Raw genomic sequence first — 13,938 nt, forward strand, 5'->3', positions numbered from 1 at the left:
CCTCAGAGTCCGCGCGCGTCAAAAGGTTGCGGTAGCATGGCGCCCTCGACATGCGTCGGCCGAATTTACCGGCGCAGCCGTTCGCTGAACTGAGGAACCCAAGATGGCATCGAAATCGCCGCCGGCCGCGCCGGCACGCTACGCGCCTACCGCGATCGCCCTGCACTGGCTGATCGCGCTGTTGATCGTCTGCGGCTTCGCGCTCGGCTGGGTGATGACGGACATCCCCGGCTTCACGCCGACCAAGCTGAAGTACTTCTCGTGGCACAAGTGGATCGGCGTGACGGTGTTCGCGCTCGCCGTCGTGCGCGTGCTCTGGCGTGCGACCCACGTGCCGCCGCCGCTGCCGGGCGACACGCCGGCGTGGCAGCGCGCGGCGTCGCACGGCGTGCACATGCTGCTGTACGTGCTGATGATCGTGATTCCGGCGACGGGCTACCTGTACAGCTCGGCGTCGAACATCCCGGTCGTCTATCTCGGCATCGTGCCGCTGCCGCGCCTGATCGACCCCGATCCGGCGCTCAAGGAAACCTTCAAGACGCTGCACGTGTCTTTGAATTACATTCTGCTTGCGCTCGTCGCGATGCACGTGCTCGCGGCGCTCAAGCATCAGTTGTTGGACCGCGACGGCCTGTTGTCGCGCATGCTTCCCTTTGCCAAATGAAGGATCCCATGAAAGTGTCTTTCTCCCGCTCCATGCTGACCGTGTTCGCCGCGGCGGCGTTTGTCGCGTCGGGCGCGGCGCATGCCGACGTCGATCTCGCGAAGAGCAAGGTGTCCGCCGTGTCGAAGCAGATGAACGTGCCGACCGAAGGCGCGTTCAGGAAATTTACCGCGCAGGTGAAGTTCGACCCGGCGAAGGCCGCGCAGGGCAGCGCGCAAATGACGGTCGACGTCGCGAGCTTCGACCTCGGCGACAAGATGTACAACGACCAGGTCGCCGGCAAGGACTGGTTCGACGCGAAGGCCTATCCGCAGGCGACGTTCGTGTCGTCGGCGATCGCGCCGGCCGGCGGCAACAAGTACAACGTGACCGGCAAGCTGACGATCAAGGGCAAGACCGAGACCGTCACGGTGCCCGTCACGGTCGCGCAAAACGGCGCGACGCAGACGTTCGACGGCGTGCTGCCGATCAAGCGCTCGGCCTTCAACGTCGGCACCGGCGAGTGGAAGGACACGTCGATCGTCGCGGACGAAGTGCAGATCAAGTTCCATCTCGTCGCCACGAAGTAAGCGGCAGGTTGCCGCCTCAACTGTATGCCGCGCGAGGGCGCGGCGCCGTTTCCAGGAGAAAAAGTTTGAAAAAGCATCTGATCATCGCCGCCGGCGCGCTGGCTGCTTCGCTGTCGTTCTCGGCCTTCGCCGAAAGCGCGACCTACCAGTTCGACCCGAGCCATACGTACCCGAGCTTCGAGGCCGACCACTTCGGCGGCCTGTCGGTCTGGCGCGGCAAGTTCGACAAGTCGAGCGGTACCGTGACGCTCGATCGCGCCGCGAAGACCGGCACGGTCGACGTGACGACCGACATCGCGTCGATCCACACGGGCAGCGCGAAGCTCGACGAGCACCTGCAGACGGCCGAGTTCTTCGATGTGGCGAAGTTCCCGCAGGCGAACTACAAGGGTACGATCAAGTTCGACGGCGACAAGCCGGTGTCGGTGGTCGGCAATCTGACGCTGCACGGCGTCACGAAGCCGCTCACGCTGAAGATCGATTCGTTCAAGTGCATGCCGCACCCGATGCTCAAGCGTGAAGTGTGCGGCGTCGACGCGGTCGGCGAATTCAGCCGCGACGATTTCGGTCTCGACTACGGCAAGCAGTACGGCTTCAAGATGAAGACGAAGCTGCTGATCACGGCCGAAGCGGTCAAGCAGCAGTAAGACGCTCCGGCCGGGCCGGCCATCGTGCCGGCCCCTGCGGGCAAACCGCCGCGCTCCCGTGACCGGGGCGCGGCGGTTTTTTTGCGCGCCTATAATCTCCCGAGCGCAGCATGCGGCCATGCGGCGCCGGCAGGCCGACGGCGCGACGGCGGCCGCCTCGAACAGAACGTACAACGACAAGGAGATCGCCGATGCATGCCGTCACGCAGTCCCGTTCCATTGCCTCGTCGCCGCGCGTCTGGCGCGCGGTGATCGCCGCGTCGATCGGCAACGCGCTCGAGTGGTTCGATCTCGTCGTCTACGGTTTTTTCGCGGTGACGATCTCGAAGCTGTTCTTCCCCGCCGGCAACGACACCGTGTCGCTGCTGCTCACGCTCGGCACGTTCGGCGTGTCGTTCTTCATGCGGCCGCTCGGCGCGATCGTGCTGGGCGCCTATGCCGACCGCGCGGGCCGCAAGGCCGCGCTCACGCTGTCGATCCTGCTGATGATGGCCGGCACGCTGATCATCGCGGTGTTGCCGACCTACGAGACGATCGGCGTCGCCGCGCCGGTGATCCTCGTCGCCGCGCGGCTGATGCAGGGCTTTTCGGCAGGCGGCGAGTTCGGCAGCGCAACCGCGTTCCTCGCCGAGCACGTCCCGGGCCGGCGCGGCTTCTTCGCGAGCTGGCAGGTCGCGAGCCAGGGGCTCACGACGCTGCTCGCCGCCGGCTTCGGCACCGTGCTGAACGCGCAGCTGTCGGCCGCGCAGATGGCGTCGTGGGGCTGGCGCGTGCCGTTCTTCTTCGGGCTGCTGCTCGGGCCGGTCGCGTACTACATCCGCACCAAGGTCGACGAGACGCCCGAATTCCTCGCGGCCGAAGGCACCGCGAACCCGCTGCGCGATACGTTCGCGTCGCACAAGGCGCGCCTCGTCGCGGCAATGGGCGTGGTCGTGCTCGGCACCGTCGCGACCTATCTCGTGCTGTTCATGCCGACCTACGGCGTGAAGCAGCTCGGCCTCGCGCCGTCCGCCGCATTCGCGGCGATTCTCGTCGTCGGCGTGATCCAGATGGCGTTCGCGCCGCTCGTCGGCCACTGGTCGGATCGCTACGGCCGCGTGCGCGTGATGATCGCGCCGGCCGTCGGCATTCTCGTGCTGATCTATCCGGCGTTCGCGTATCTCGTCGCGCATCCGGGCTTCGGCACGCTGATCGCGCTGCAGGTGCTGCTCGCGTTCCTGATGACCGGCTACTTCGCGGCGCTGCCGGGGCTGTTGTCCGAGGTGTTTCCGGTGCAGACGCGCACGACCGGGATGTCGCTCGCGTATAACGTCGCGGTGACGATCTTCGGCGGCTTCGGGCCGTTCATCATCGCGTGGCTGATCCGCGAGACCGGGATGAAGACCGCGCCGAGCTTCTACCTGATGTTCGCGGCCGTGCTGAGCCTCGCGGCGCTGGTCGTGCTGCGGCGGCGGTTCGGGTTTCGCTGAAAGGGGCGGACGGCGCGTCAGTTGCCGCCGCGCTCGCACACCGGTTGCGCCGGCATCAGTTGCGGCGGCGCGTCGACGCTCCGGACCGGGCGCCCCGCGAGCGCGGCGAGCGCCTGTCGGAGCTGCCAGTCCGCGGCCGTGCCGAACGCGCGCTGCGGCAGCGCCGCGCTCCTCGCCGTATCGATCTTCGCGAATGCGCGCCGCTCGCGCAGCTTCTGCCGATCCTTGCGCACCTTCGCGAACGGATCGGGCGCCTGGCGGTCCGCGTACGGTGCGCGCGGAAGATCGACTTCCCGGTACCACAGCAGCACGCCGTCGACGTCCGAATCGACGCGCGGCGGCACGAGCCAGTCCGGCACGACGCCATAGCCGTCCATCGGGCAGCCGTTCGGCCGCAGGTTGCGCGCGAACGTGAAATTGAGACGCGTGCCGTCGATCAGGTCGACGCCCGTCTGCGCGAGCCCTTTCCCGTAGGTCGGCATGCCGAGCAGTTTCGCGCGGCCGAGATCCTTCAGCGCGGCCGCGGTCGCTTCGGCCGCCGACGCGCTCTGCCCGTCGACCAGCACCACGAGCGGCACCGTGCGCCACCAGTCGTCGGCCTGCAGCGGCGCGAGCGGGTCCTGCCCGTGCATGACGGGCAGTTGGTAGTCGGGCCAGTTGGTCGTGTAGCGGCGGCGGTGCGTGTCGCCGCGCTCGACCGTCACCATCGCGGTGCGGTCGCGTCCCGCGAACAGCGCGGTGATGCCGATCGCCGCATTGAGCGCGCCGCCGCCGTTGATGCGCAGGTCGAGGATCACGCCCTTCGGCGGCGGTCCCGTGCGGCGCGCGGCCTGCACCGCGTCGATATAGTCGCCGACCGCCGGCTCCGGAAAGCTCGACAGCCGCGTGTAGAGGATGTCGCCGTCGAGCCGCTTCGCGGTCGCCGGATGCGGTTTGACGATCGTGCGCACGGGCGCGAAGCTCAGCACCGCATGCTTCGGGCCGCGCTGCACGGTGAGCTTCAGCGGCACGCCCGCGTCGCCCTTCGCGAGCTTCATCAACTCGCTGCCGTCGATGCCGACGACGCTTCGGTCGTTCATCGCGACGACGAGATCGTCGGGCCGCACGCCGGCTTTTTCGGCCGGCGCATCGGGAATCACGTCGATGATGTGCAGCCCGTCGGGCCGCGTCTCGAACACGATGCCGATGCCCGGCGTGCCGTCGCGCGCGCGCCGTTCGTCGTCGCGCCGTTCCTGCTCTTCCTTCGCGTTGAAGAAGCGTGCGTACGGCAGCGTCTTGATGCCTTCGTGGGTCGCGGCGTCGAGCAGCGCGCCGATATCGACGTCGGTCAGGTGCTGTTTCTTCAGCACTTCGACCGCCGCTTTCAGTTCGCAGAGCTGCGGCTCCCAGTCGGGCGGGCAGGGCGACGGCGGTTGGGCGGCGGGCGCGGAAGCGGCGGCGGGTGAAGCGGCAGGCAGCGAAGCGGCGGAGGGTGAAGCGGCGGAGGGTGAAGCGGCGGAGGGTGAAGCGGCGGGCGGCGCGGATGCCGGTTGCGCACCGGCGAGCGGCGCATACGGGCACGCGGTCGCGACGGCTGCGCAGACGGCGAGGCGACGAACGACACGCATGGGAGGCATCATCGGGACCGCACGTTCAGACGGGTGGCGAGGCGCGTGTCGGGTGCGCGAAGGCAACCGGCACGCGACGGGGCAGGGCGGTGACGATTGTAGCCGACCCTCGCGACCGCGCCGGCCGCCTGCCGTACCGCGGTGGCCCCGCACATAAAAAAACCGGCCCAAACGGGCCGGCTTTTCGAAGCCGAAACGGCGTAGCGCTCAGACCTGCGCGCCGGCGTTCGGATCGTCCGGATCGTGCGCGGCCTTCTTTTCCTTGATCAGGTCTTCGCGCTTGATGCCGAGCCACATCGCGAGCGAACCCGCGACGAACACCGACGAGTAGATGCCGAACATGATGCCGACCGTCAGCGCGAGCGCGAAGTAGTGCAGCGTCGGACCGCCGAAGAAGAACATCGACAGCACCATCATTTCCGTCGACGTGTGCGTGATGATCGTGCGCGACATCGTGGTCGTGATCGCGTGGTTGATCACTTCCTGCACGCTCATCTTGCGTTCGCGGCGGAACGTTTCGCGGATCCGGTCGAAGATGACGACCGACTCGTTGACCGAGTAGCCGAGCACCGCGAGGATCGCCGCGAGCACCGCCAGCGAGAACTCCCACTGGAAGAACGCGAAGAAGCCGAGAATGATCACGACGTCGTGCAGGTTGGCGATGATGCCGGCCACCGCGTACTTCCATTCGAAGCGGAACGACAGGTAGATCACGATGCCGATCACGACGCACGCGAGCGCGAGCAGACCGTCGGTCGCGAGCTCGCGGCCGACTTGCGGGCCGACGAACTCGACGCGCTGCAGCGTCACGTCCGGGCTCTGCGCCTTCAGCGCGCCCATCACCTGGTCGCTCTGCTGCGCGGACGTGAGGCCTTCCTTCAGTTGCAGGCGGATCAGCACGTTGCGCGACGTGCCGAAGTTCTGCACCTGCGCATCGGCATAGCCGAGCTTGCCGAGCGTCGCGCGCACGGGTTCGAGCTGCGCGGCCTGCTGGTACTGGACCTCGATCACCGTGCCGCCGGTGAATTCGACGGACAGGTGCAGCCCGCGGTGGAACAAGAAGAACACGGCGGCGAGGAACGTGACCAGCGAGATCACGTTGAACACCAGCGCGTGCCGCATGAACGGAATGTCTTTACGGATGCGGAAAAATTCCATGGCTTCGTCTCCGGCGCCTTATTGGGTCGAGCCCGGTTTCTTCGGCGACACGCCTTGCTGCGCGCGGTTGCGCAACTGCGGCTTGCCGGCGCGCGGCGCGTTGCCCTTCGCCGGGGCGGCGAGCTTCGCGGCGCGGGCAGTGTCGGTCGATTCGTCGGCCGCGTCGAACGACGCGCCGGCGGCACCCGCCGCGGCGCCTTCCGGCTTCCACACCTGGCCGATCGCGAGCGACTTCAGCTTCTTGCGGCCGCCGTACCAGAGGTTGACGATCCCGCGCGAGAAGAACACCGCGGAGAACATCGACGTCAGAATGCCGAGGCAGTGCACGATCGCGAACGCGCGAACCGGGCCCGAGCCGAACGCGAGCAGCGCGAGGCCGGCGATCAGCGTCGTGACGTTCGAGTCGAGAATCGTCGCCCACGCGTGCGCGTAGCCGGCCTGGATCGCGAGCTGCGGCGGCTGGCCGGCGCGCAGTTCCTCGCGCACGCGCTCGTTGATCAGCACGTTCGAGTCGATTGCCATGCCGAGGGCGAGCGCGATGGCCGCGATGCCCGGCAGCGTCAGCGTCGCCTGCATCAGCGACAGCACGGCGACGAGCAGCAACAGGTTCACCGACAGGCCGATCACCGACACCACGCCGAACAGCATGTAGTACGCGACCATGAATACGGCGATCGCGCAGAAGCCCCAGATCACCGAGTGGATGCCCATCTTGATGTTGTCGGCGCCGAGGCTCGGGCCGATCGTGCGTTCCTCGATGATGTCCATCGGCGCGGCGAGCGAACCGGCGCGCAGCAGCAGCGCGAGGTCGGCCGCGGCCTGCGGCGTCGGCTGGCCCGTGATCTGGAAGCGGTCGCCGAGTTCGGACTGGATCGTCGCGACCGTCAGCACTTCGCCCTTGCCCTTCTCGAACAGCACCATCGCCATCGGCTTGCCGATGTTCTCGCGCGACACGGCGCGCACCGCACGGCCGCCCGCCGAATCGAGGCGGATGTTGACCGACGGACGCTGGTGATCGTCGAAGCCGGCCGACGCGTCGATGATGCGGTCGCCGGTGAAGATCACGTCCTTCTTCAGCAGCACGGGCGCCTGGTTGCCCTGCGTGAACAGTTCCTCACCCGGCGGCACGGGGTCGTTCGGGTTCGGGTGCGTGTTGATCGGGTCGGCGAGGCGCGCCTCGAGCGTCGCGGTGCGGCCGATGATGTCCTTCGCCTTCGCGGTGTCCTGCACGCCCGGCAGTTCGACGACGATGCGGTCGCTGCCTTGCTGCTGCAGGATCGGCTCGGACACGCCGAGTTCGTTCACGCGGTTGTGGAGGGTGGTCAGGTTCTGCTTGAGCGCGGCGTCTTCCACGGACTTCTGCACGGCCGGCGTGAAGGTGCCGACCACCTGCGTGCCGCCGCCGCCGGGCTGCGTCGCCCATTGCAGCTCGGTGATCGACGCGGCGAGCACCTTGCGGGCGTCTTCCGCCGTCTGCGCATCGCTGAAGTTGACGACCACGGACTGCTCGACGCGGCTCACGCCGCCGTCGCGGATGTTCTTGTCGCGCAGCAGCGTGCGCGCGTCGGACGCGTCGGAGTCGAGCTTCTTCGTGAGCGCGCCCGTCATGTCGACCTGGAGCAGGAAGTGCACACCGCCGCGCAGGTCGAGGCCGAGATACATCGGCAGCGCGTGCAGGGCGGTCAGCCAGCGCGGCGACGCGCTCTGCAGGTTCAGTGCGACGACGTACTGCGGATCGTTCGGGTCGGCGTTCAGCGACTTCTGCAGCAGGTCCTTGACGCGCAGCTGCGTATCGGTGTCCTTCAGGCGCACGCGGATGTTCGCGTTGGTCGCCGTGTTCTCGAAGGTGACGTCGTCCGGCGCGATCTGCGCGGACGCGAGCGCCGATTCGACCTGGGTCAGCGTGGCCGAGTCGAGCTTGACCGTGGCCTTGCCGCTCGACACCTGCACCGCCGGCGCTTCGCCGAAGAAGTTGGGCAATGTGTACAGAAGGCCGATGGCGAGCGCCACGACCATCACGACATATTTCCAGAGTGGATAACGATTCATGAGGGGGCCGAACGGGTGGTTGGCGTGAAAGCGTCGCGTCCGGCGCCGCGGCGGCCCGCGCTCTCAGGCGGGCACGGCGCGGGGAGCCGGACGCTCGGTATAAGCCTTACAGCGACTTGATCGTGCCCTTCGGCAGAATGGTCGTGACGGCAGCCTTCTGCACGGTGATTTCGGTGCCTTCGGCGATTTCGACGCCGATGTAGCCTTCGGTGACCTTCGTCACCTTGCCGACGAGGCCGCCGCTCGTGACGACTTCGTCGCCCTTCGCCATGGCCGCGAGCATGTTGCGGTGTTCCTTCTGGCGCTTCATCTGCGGACGGATCATGATGAAGTACAGCACCGCGAACATCAGGATGAGCGGCAGGAAGCTCATCAGGCTCGATTCGGCGCCACCGGCACCTTGCGCGAAGGCATTGGAAATGAACGGCACGTTGGTCTCTCCGTAGGGGAAGATCGAAAAATAAGCCGGTTATTCTACCACCGGCCCCATGCGCAAACGGCGCGGCAAATGCGCTTTCGGATCAAGCTGTTAAAGCGCGAACCGATACCGTTGCGGCTTGCTTGGAAAGGCAATTGTAATGTTTGATGGCTCGGTTCGGCGGGCGGGCCGGGGTTTTTTAGTGCGTGTCCTATTGGATATCGTTTTCTTTCAGGTCGTGTCCTACAGGGGCCGCCCGCCGGCCAGTCAGTCGACTCCTCTCGCGCGATCCTCCGCGAAGCGCTGCCGGAACGCGTCGAACGTGTGGGTCTCGATCGCTTCGCGGATCTCGCTCATCAGCTGCAGGTAGTAGTGCAGGTTGTGGATCGTGTTGAGCTGCGCGCCGAGGATTTCGCCGACCCGGTGCAGGTGATGCAGGTAGCCGCGCGAGAAATTCTGGCACGTGTAGCACGTGCAGCTCGCGTCGAGCGGCTTCAGCGAATTCTTGTGCGTCGCGTTGCGGATCTTCACGTCGCCGAAGCGGGTGAAGAGCCAGCCGTTGCGCGCGTTGCGGGTCGGCATCACGCAGTCGAACATGTCGACGCCGTTCGCGACGCCTTCGACGAGATCCTCCGGCGTGCCGACCCCCATCAGGTAGTGCGGCTTGTTCGCCGGCAGCTTCGGGCCGACGTGGCGCAGCACGCGCATCATGTCCTCCTTCGGCTCGCCGACCGACAGCCCGCCGATCGCGAGGCCGTGGAAGCCGAGTTCGGACAGGCCCGCGAGCGATTCGTCGCGCAAGTCCTCGAACATCCCGCCCTGCACGATCCCGAACAGCGCGTTCGGATTGCCGAGCCGGTCGAATTCGTCGAGCGAGCGCTTCGCCCAGCGCAGCGACATGCGCATCGAGTCGGCCGCTTCCTTGTGCGTCGTCGGCACGCCGTTGGTCGCGTACGGCGTGCATTCGTCGAACTGCATCACGATGTCCGAGTTCAGCACCTTCTGGATCTGCATCGACACTTCCGGCGACAGGAACAGCTTGTCGCCGTTGATCGGCGACGCGAACGTGACGCCGTCCTCGGTGATCTTGCGCAGGTCGCCGAGCGAGAACACCTGGAAGCCGCCCGAGTCGGTCAGGATCGGCTTGTTCCAGCCCATGAAGCCGTGCAGGCCGCCGTGCGCGTCGATCGTGTCGAGGCCCGGGCGCAGCCACAGGTGGAACGTGTTGCCGAGGATGATCTGGGCCTTGATTTCGTGCAGTTCGCGCGGCTGGATCGCCTTCACGGTGCCGTACGTGCCGACCGGCATGAAGATCGGCGTCTCGACCGTGCCGTGGTTGAGCTTCACGCGGCCGCGGCGCGCGTGGCCGTCGGTCGTCAGCAGTTCGAATTCGAGCCCGTTCGCCGGGCGGTCCTGCACGGGGGCGTGCGTATCAGCGGGCGTATCGTGGGATGAACCTTCGGTCATCGCGTCATTCTCCTTGCCACCGGAAAACAGTCCGGCGCATGTTGGTAACGCCGCCGGGAAACCGGCGGCGGGGAAAAGCGGGTGCGCGCAAAAGCGTAGCGCGCGCAGCGGGAATACGGGCGTCGCGATGCAACGGCGGCCGCGCGGTGCGTGGTGCGCGGGCCGTCGCGCCCGCCGTGCTTTACGCGCGCGGCGCCTCCGGCGTGTCGCGTCGCGTGAGCAGCATCGCGTCGCCGTAGCTGAAGAAGCGGTAGCGTTCTTCGATCGCGTGCCGGTACGCGGCGCGGATCGTCTCGACGCCCGCGAACGCGGACACCAGCATCAGCAGCGTCGACTTCGGCAGGTGGAAGTTCGTGACGAGCCGGTCGACGACGCGGAAACGGTAGCCGGGCGTGATGAAGATGTCGGTCTCGGCCTGCGTCGCCGCGAGCGGGCGGCCGGCTTCGTCGGCCGAACGCGCGGCGGCTTCGAGCGCGCGCATCGACGTCGTGCCCACCGCGATCACGTTGCCGCCGCGGGCGCGGGTCGCGGCGATCCTGTCGACGAGCGACTGCGGCAGGTCGTACCACTCGCTGTGCATCTTGTGCTCGGCGATGTTCTCGACGCGCACCGGCTGGAACGTGCCGGCGCCGACGTGCAGCGTCAGCGTCGCGCGCTCGACGCCCATCGCGTCGAGCTTCTCCAGCAGCGTCTGGTCGAAGTGCAGCCCGGCCGTCGGCGCCGCGACCGCGCCCGGGTTGCTCGCGTAGACGGTCTGGTAGCGCGTTTCGTCGGTCGCGTCGGGATCGTGCTCGATGTAGGGCGGCAGCGGCAGGCGGCCGTACTGCTCAATCAGCTCGAGGCACGGCGCGGGGAAGTGCAGCGTGAAGAACGGCTCGACGCGCTCGCCGACCGTCACGTCGAACGCATCGGCCAGGCGCAGCGTCGTGCCGGCGCCCGGCGACTTGCTCGCGCGGATCTGCGCGAGCGCCGTGTGCGTGCCCGTCACGCGCTCGATCAGCACCTCGATCTTGCCGCCGCTGGCCTTCTGGCCGAAGAACCGCGCCTTCAGCACCTTGGTATCGTTGAACACGAGCAGGTCGCCCGGCGCGATGCACGACGGCAGCTCGGCGAAACGGCGGTCGACGAGGCGTGCGGGCTCGGCGGTGCCGTCGACCTCGAGCAGGCGGCTCGCGGTGCGATCGGGCAGCGCGGTCTGTGCAATCAGCTCGGGCGGCAGATTGAAATCGAAATCGGAAAGCGTGAACATGCGGGCTGGTTCGAAACGGCCGGCGGGCGCCGCCGACAGGGCGGAAACGCGTAAACGGCGCGCGCGAGCCGCTATGATGGCGGGATGCGCGGCCTGGCCGGCGCCGTTCGTTCGGACGACGTGAAAGCCGCTATTGTACTTGCCTTGCGAAGCACCCAGACGATCCGATGCCCGTATCACCCCGCCGCTCCTCCGCCGCCGTTGCCGATTCCGCCGATCCGTTCGACGCGGACGATGCCGTGCCGCCCGCGCAAGCCGCGGGCGAGCGCGCCGCGCCGCGTGGCGCGGCATCGCGTCGCGCGGGCCCGAAGCGCGGCGCCGACGGGCGGCTCGCGCAGCCGGCCGCGGCCGCGCCCGGCGTCGAACCCGGCGCGGACGGCGACGAAGCGGCGGAAGCGGGCGCACCCGGCGCACCCGGCACGAAGCGCAAGAAGAAACCGGCCGCGGACAAACCCGTGAAAACCGCCGACAAGCTCGCGAAGCTCGGCCTCACGCGCTCGATCGATCTCGTGCTGCATCTGCCGATGCGCTACGAGGACGAAACCACGCTCACACCGATCGGCGAACTGCTGCCGGGCGGCATCGCGCAGACCGAAGGCGTCGTGTTCGACAACGAGGTCGCGTACCGGCCGCGCCGCCAGCTCGTCGTGAAGATCCAGGACGACGACGGCGAGCAACTCGTGCTGCGGTTCCTGAATTTCTATGGCTCGCAGGTCAAGCAGATGGCCGTCGGCCAGCGGCTGCGCGTGCGCGGCGACGTGCGCGGCGGCTTCTTCGGAATGGAGATGGTGCATCCGGCCGTGCGCGTCGTCGAAGCCGATGCGCCGCTGCCGCAGGTGCTCACACCCGTCTACCCGAGCACGGCCGGCGTGTCGCAGGCGTATCTGCGCAAGGCGATCGAGAACGCGGTCGAGCGCACGCCGCTGCCCGAGCTGCTGCCGCCCGAGATCGAGCGCGACTACCTGAAGCCGCTCGGCGTGCCGACGCTCGCGCAGGCCGTGCGGATCCTGCACCACCCGGGCGTCGATTCCGACGAAGCCGCGCTGATGGACGGCTCGCATCCGGCATGGACGCGCATCAAGTTCGAGGAGCTGCTCGCGCAGCAACTGTCGCTCAAGCGGGCGCACGAGGAGCGCCGCACCCGCGCCGCGCCCGCGATGCCGCGCCGCGCCGCGACCGATACCGATGCGTTGACCACGCGCCTTTACGCGGCGCTGCCGTTCACGTTGACCGGCGCGCAGGCGCGCGTCGTCGACGAGATCGCGCACGACCTCACGCTCCCGCACCCGATGCAGCGCCTGCTGCAGGGCGACGTCGGCAGCGGCAAGACGGTCGTCGCGGCGCTGGCCGCCACGCAGGCGATCGACGCCGGCTACCAGGCCGCGCTGATGGCGCCGACCGAAATCCTCGCGGAACAGCACGCGCGCAAGCTGCGCGCATGGCTCGAGCCGCTCGGCGTCACGGTCGCATGGCTCGCGGGCAGCCTGAAGGCGAAGGAGAAACGCGCGGCGATCGAGGCCGCCGCGCTCGGCACCGCGCAGCTCGTGATCGGCACGCACGCGATCATCCAGGACACGGTCGAATTCGCGCGGCTCGGCCTCGTGATCGTCGACGAGCAGCACCGCTTCGGCGTCGAGCAGCGTCTCGCGTTGCGCGCGAAGGCCGCGAATGCCGCCAACGGCGCGCGCGACTTTCAGCCGCACCAACTGATGATGTCGGCCACGCCGATTCCGCGCACGCTCGCGATGACGTACTACGCGGACCTCGAGGTATCGACGATCGACGAGTTGCCGCCCGGCCGCACGCCCGTGCTGACGCGCCTCGTCGGCGACGCGCGGCGCGAGGAAGTGATCGCCCGCGTGCGCGAGGCCGCGCTGACCGGGCGCCAGGTGTATTGGGTGTGCCCGCTGATCGAGGAGAGCGAGACGCTGCAGTTGCAGACGGCCGTCGAAACCTACGAGACGCTGGCCGCGGCGCTTCCCGAGTTGAAGGTCGGCCTCGTGCACGGCCGCCTGTCGCCGGCCGACAAGGCGGCCGTGATGGAAGCGTTCACGCGCAACGAAGTGCAGTTGCTGGTCGCGACGACCGTGATCGAAGTCGGCGTCGACGTGCCGAACGCGTCGCTGATGGTGATCGAGCACGCGGAGCGGTTCGGCCTCGCGCAGCTGCACCAGTTGCGCGGCCGCGTCGGGCGCGGCACCGCGGCGTCGGTGTGCGTGCTGCTGTACACCGGACCGCTGTCGATCGCCGGCCGCGAGCGGCTGAAGACGATGCGCGAGACGACCGACGGTTTCGAGATCGCGCGGCGCGACCTCGAAATCCGCGGCCCCGGCGAATTCCTCGGCGCGCGCCAGTCGGGTGCGGCGATGCTGCGCTTTGCGAACCTCGAGACCGACGGCTGGCTGATCGATCCTGCCCGCGAGGCCGCGGCGCGGCTGATTGCCGCGTATCCGGAGGTCGTCACGCAGCATCTCGCGCGCTGGCTCGGCGCGCGCGAGCAGTACCTGAAGGCCTGATCGACCGGCTTGGGGCCGGATCGGAGGCCGCCACTCGACGCATCGCGATGCAGAGAAACTTGGCGAACCTGGGTCAGAGGGTGTATAAATTAAACCTATCGCCTGTATATCTCTGATTGACCCAC

General features: G+C 68.0%; 11 protein-coding genes. 5 read left to right on the forward strand and 6 right to left on the reverse strand.

The window, feature by feature from the left end; all coding sequences use genetic code 11:
- Positions 1-103: 103 nt before the first annotated feature.
- The 4 genes from WS54_RS16350 (at position 104) to WS54_RS16365 (ending at position 3,349) form a co-directional block, all read left to right on the forward strand.
- Positions 104-664 (forward strand): cytochrome b, encoded by a 561-nt coding sequence (locus WS54_RS16350; protein ID WP_034206446.1) that lies wholly within the window; start codon positions 104-106, stop codon positions 662-664.
- Between the two features lie 8 nt (positions 665-672).
- Positions 673-1,233 (forward strand): YceI family protein, encoded by a 561-nt coding sequence (locus WS54_RS16355; RefSeq protein WP_034206447.1) that lies wholly within the window; start codon positions 673-675, stop codon positions 1,231-1,233.
- 65 nt (positions 1,234-1,298) lie between these two features.
- Positions 1,299-1,880, forward strand: coding sequence for a YceI family protein (locus WS54_RS16360; protein ID WP_034187441.1), 582 nt, complete (start codon positions 1,299-1,301; stop codon positions 1,878-1,880).
- A 191-nt stretch (positions 1,881-2,071) separates the two neighbouring features.
- Positions 2,072-3,349: an MFS transporter gene (locus tag WS54_RS16365; RefSeq protein ID WP_059779236.1), complete on the forward strand. Its 1,278-nt coding sequence runs from the start codon at positions 2,072-2,074 to the stop codon at positions 3,347-3,349.
- Positions 3,350-3,366: 17 nt separating this feature from the next.
- Here the strand turns inward: WS54_RS16365 and WS54_RS16370 are convergent, their stop codons facing one another.
- From WS54_RS16370 to queA, 6 genes are all read right to left on the reverse strand, one after another.
- The gene (locus WS54_RS16370) at positions 3,367-4,956 is read right to left on the reverse strand and encodes a S41 family peptidase (protein ID WP_179955217.1); all 1,590 of its coding nucleotides are present in this window, start codon (positions 4,954-4,956) and stop codon (positions 3,367-3,369) included.
- 207 nt (positions 4,957-5,163) lie between these two features.
- Positions 5,164-6,114 (reverse strand): protein translocase subunit SecF, encoded by a 951-nt coding sequence (secF, locus tag WS54_RS16375; protein WP_034206449.1) that lies wholly within the window; start codon positions 6,112-6,114, stop codon positions 5,164-5,166.
- Positions 6,115-6,132: 18 nt separating this feature from the next.
- Positions 6,133-8,163 (reverse strand): protein translocase subunit SecD, encoded by a 2,031-nt coding sequence (secD, locus tag WS54_RS16380; protein ID WP_059779238.1) that lies wholly within the window; start codon positions 8,161-8,163, stop codon positions 6,133-6,135.
- Positions 8,164-8,269: 106 nt separating this feature from the next.
- Positions 8,270-8,593, reverse strand: coding sequence for a preprotein translocase subunit YajC (gene yajC / locus WS54_RS16385; RefSeq protein WP_006476868.1), 324 nt, complete (start codon positions 8,591-8,593; stop codon positions 8,270-8,272).
- A 255-nt stretch (positions 8,594-8,848) separates the two neighbouring features.
- The gene (gene tgt, locus WS54_RS16390) at positions 8,849-10,048 is read right to left on the reverse strand and encodes a tRNA guanosine(34) transglycosylase Tgt (protein ID WP_059779240.1); all 1,200 of its coding nucleotides are present in this window, start codon (positions 10,046-10,048) and stop codon (positions 8,849-8,851) included.
- Between the two features lie 181 nt (positions 10,049-10,229).
- Entirely contained in the window at positions 10,230-11,297 is a 1,068-nt protein-coding gene (queA, locus tag WS54_RS16395; RefSeq protein WP_059779242.1) for a tRNA preQ1(34) S-adenosylmethionine ribosyltransferase-isomerase QueA, read from the reverse strand.
- A 167-nt stretch (positions 11,298-11,464) separates the two neighbouring features.
- Between queA and recG the strand changes: the two genes are divergently transcribed.
- A complete protein-coding gene (gene recG, locus WS54_RS16400) occupies positions 11,465-13,813 on the forward strand; it encodes an ATP-dependent DNA helicase RecG (protein ID WP_059779244.1) in 2,349 nt (782 codons plus the stop codon).
- Positions 13,814-13,938 lie beyond the last annotated feature (125 nt).

The organism is Burkholderia sp. NRF60-BP8 (assembly GCF_001522585.2).
Classification (GTDB): domain Bacteria; phylum Pseudomonadota; class Gammaproteobacteria; order Burkholderiales; family Burkholderiaceae; genus Burkholderia.

Coding starts and splice junctions, on each gene's coding strand:
- WS54_RS16350 (WP_034206446.1), top strand. CDS start 104: ATGGCATCGAAATCGCCGCCGGCCGCGCCGGCACGCTACGCGCCTACC.
- WS54_RS16355 (WP_034206447.1), top strand. CDS start 673: ATGAAAGTGTCTTTCTCCCGCTCCATGCTGACCGTGTTCGCCGCGGCG.
- WS54_RS16365 (WP_059779236.1), top strand. CDS start 2,072: ATGCATGCCGTCACGCAGTCCCGTTCCATTGCCTCGTCGCCGCGCGTC.
- WS54_RS16370 (WP_179955217.1), bottom strand. CDS start 4,956: ATGCGTGTCGTTCGTCGCCTCGCCGTCTGCGCAGCCGTCGCGACCGCG.
- secF (WP_034206449.1), bottom strand. CDS start 6,114: ATGGAATTTTTCCGCATCCGTAAAGACATTCCGTTCATGCGGCACGCG.
- secD (WP_059779238.1), bottom strand. CDS start 8,163: ATGAATCGTTATCCACTCTGGAAATATGTCGTGATGGTCGTGGCGCTC.
- tgt (WP_059779240.1), bottom strand. CDS start 10,048: ATGACCGAAGGTTCATCCCACGATACGCCCGCTGATACGCACGCCCCC.
- queA (WP_059779242.1), bottom strand. CDS start 11,297: ATGTTCACGCTTTCCGATTTCGATTTCAATCTGCCGCCCGAGCTGATT.
- recG (WP_059779244.1), top strand. CDS start 11,465: ATGCCCGTATCACCCCGCCGCTCCTCCGCCGCCGTTGCCGATTCCGCC.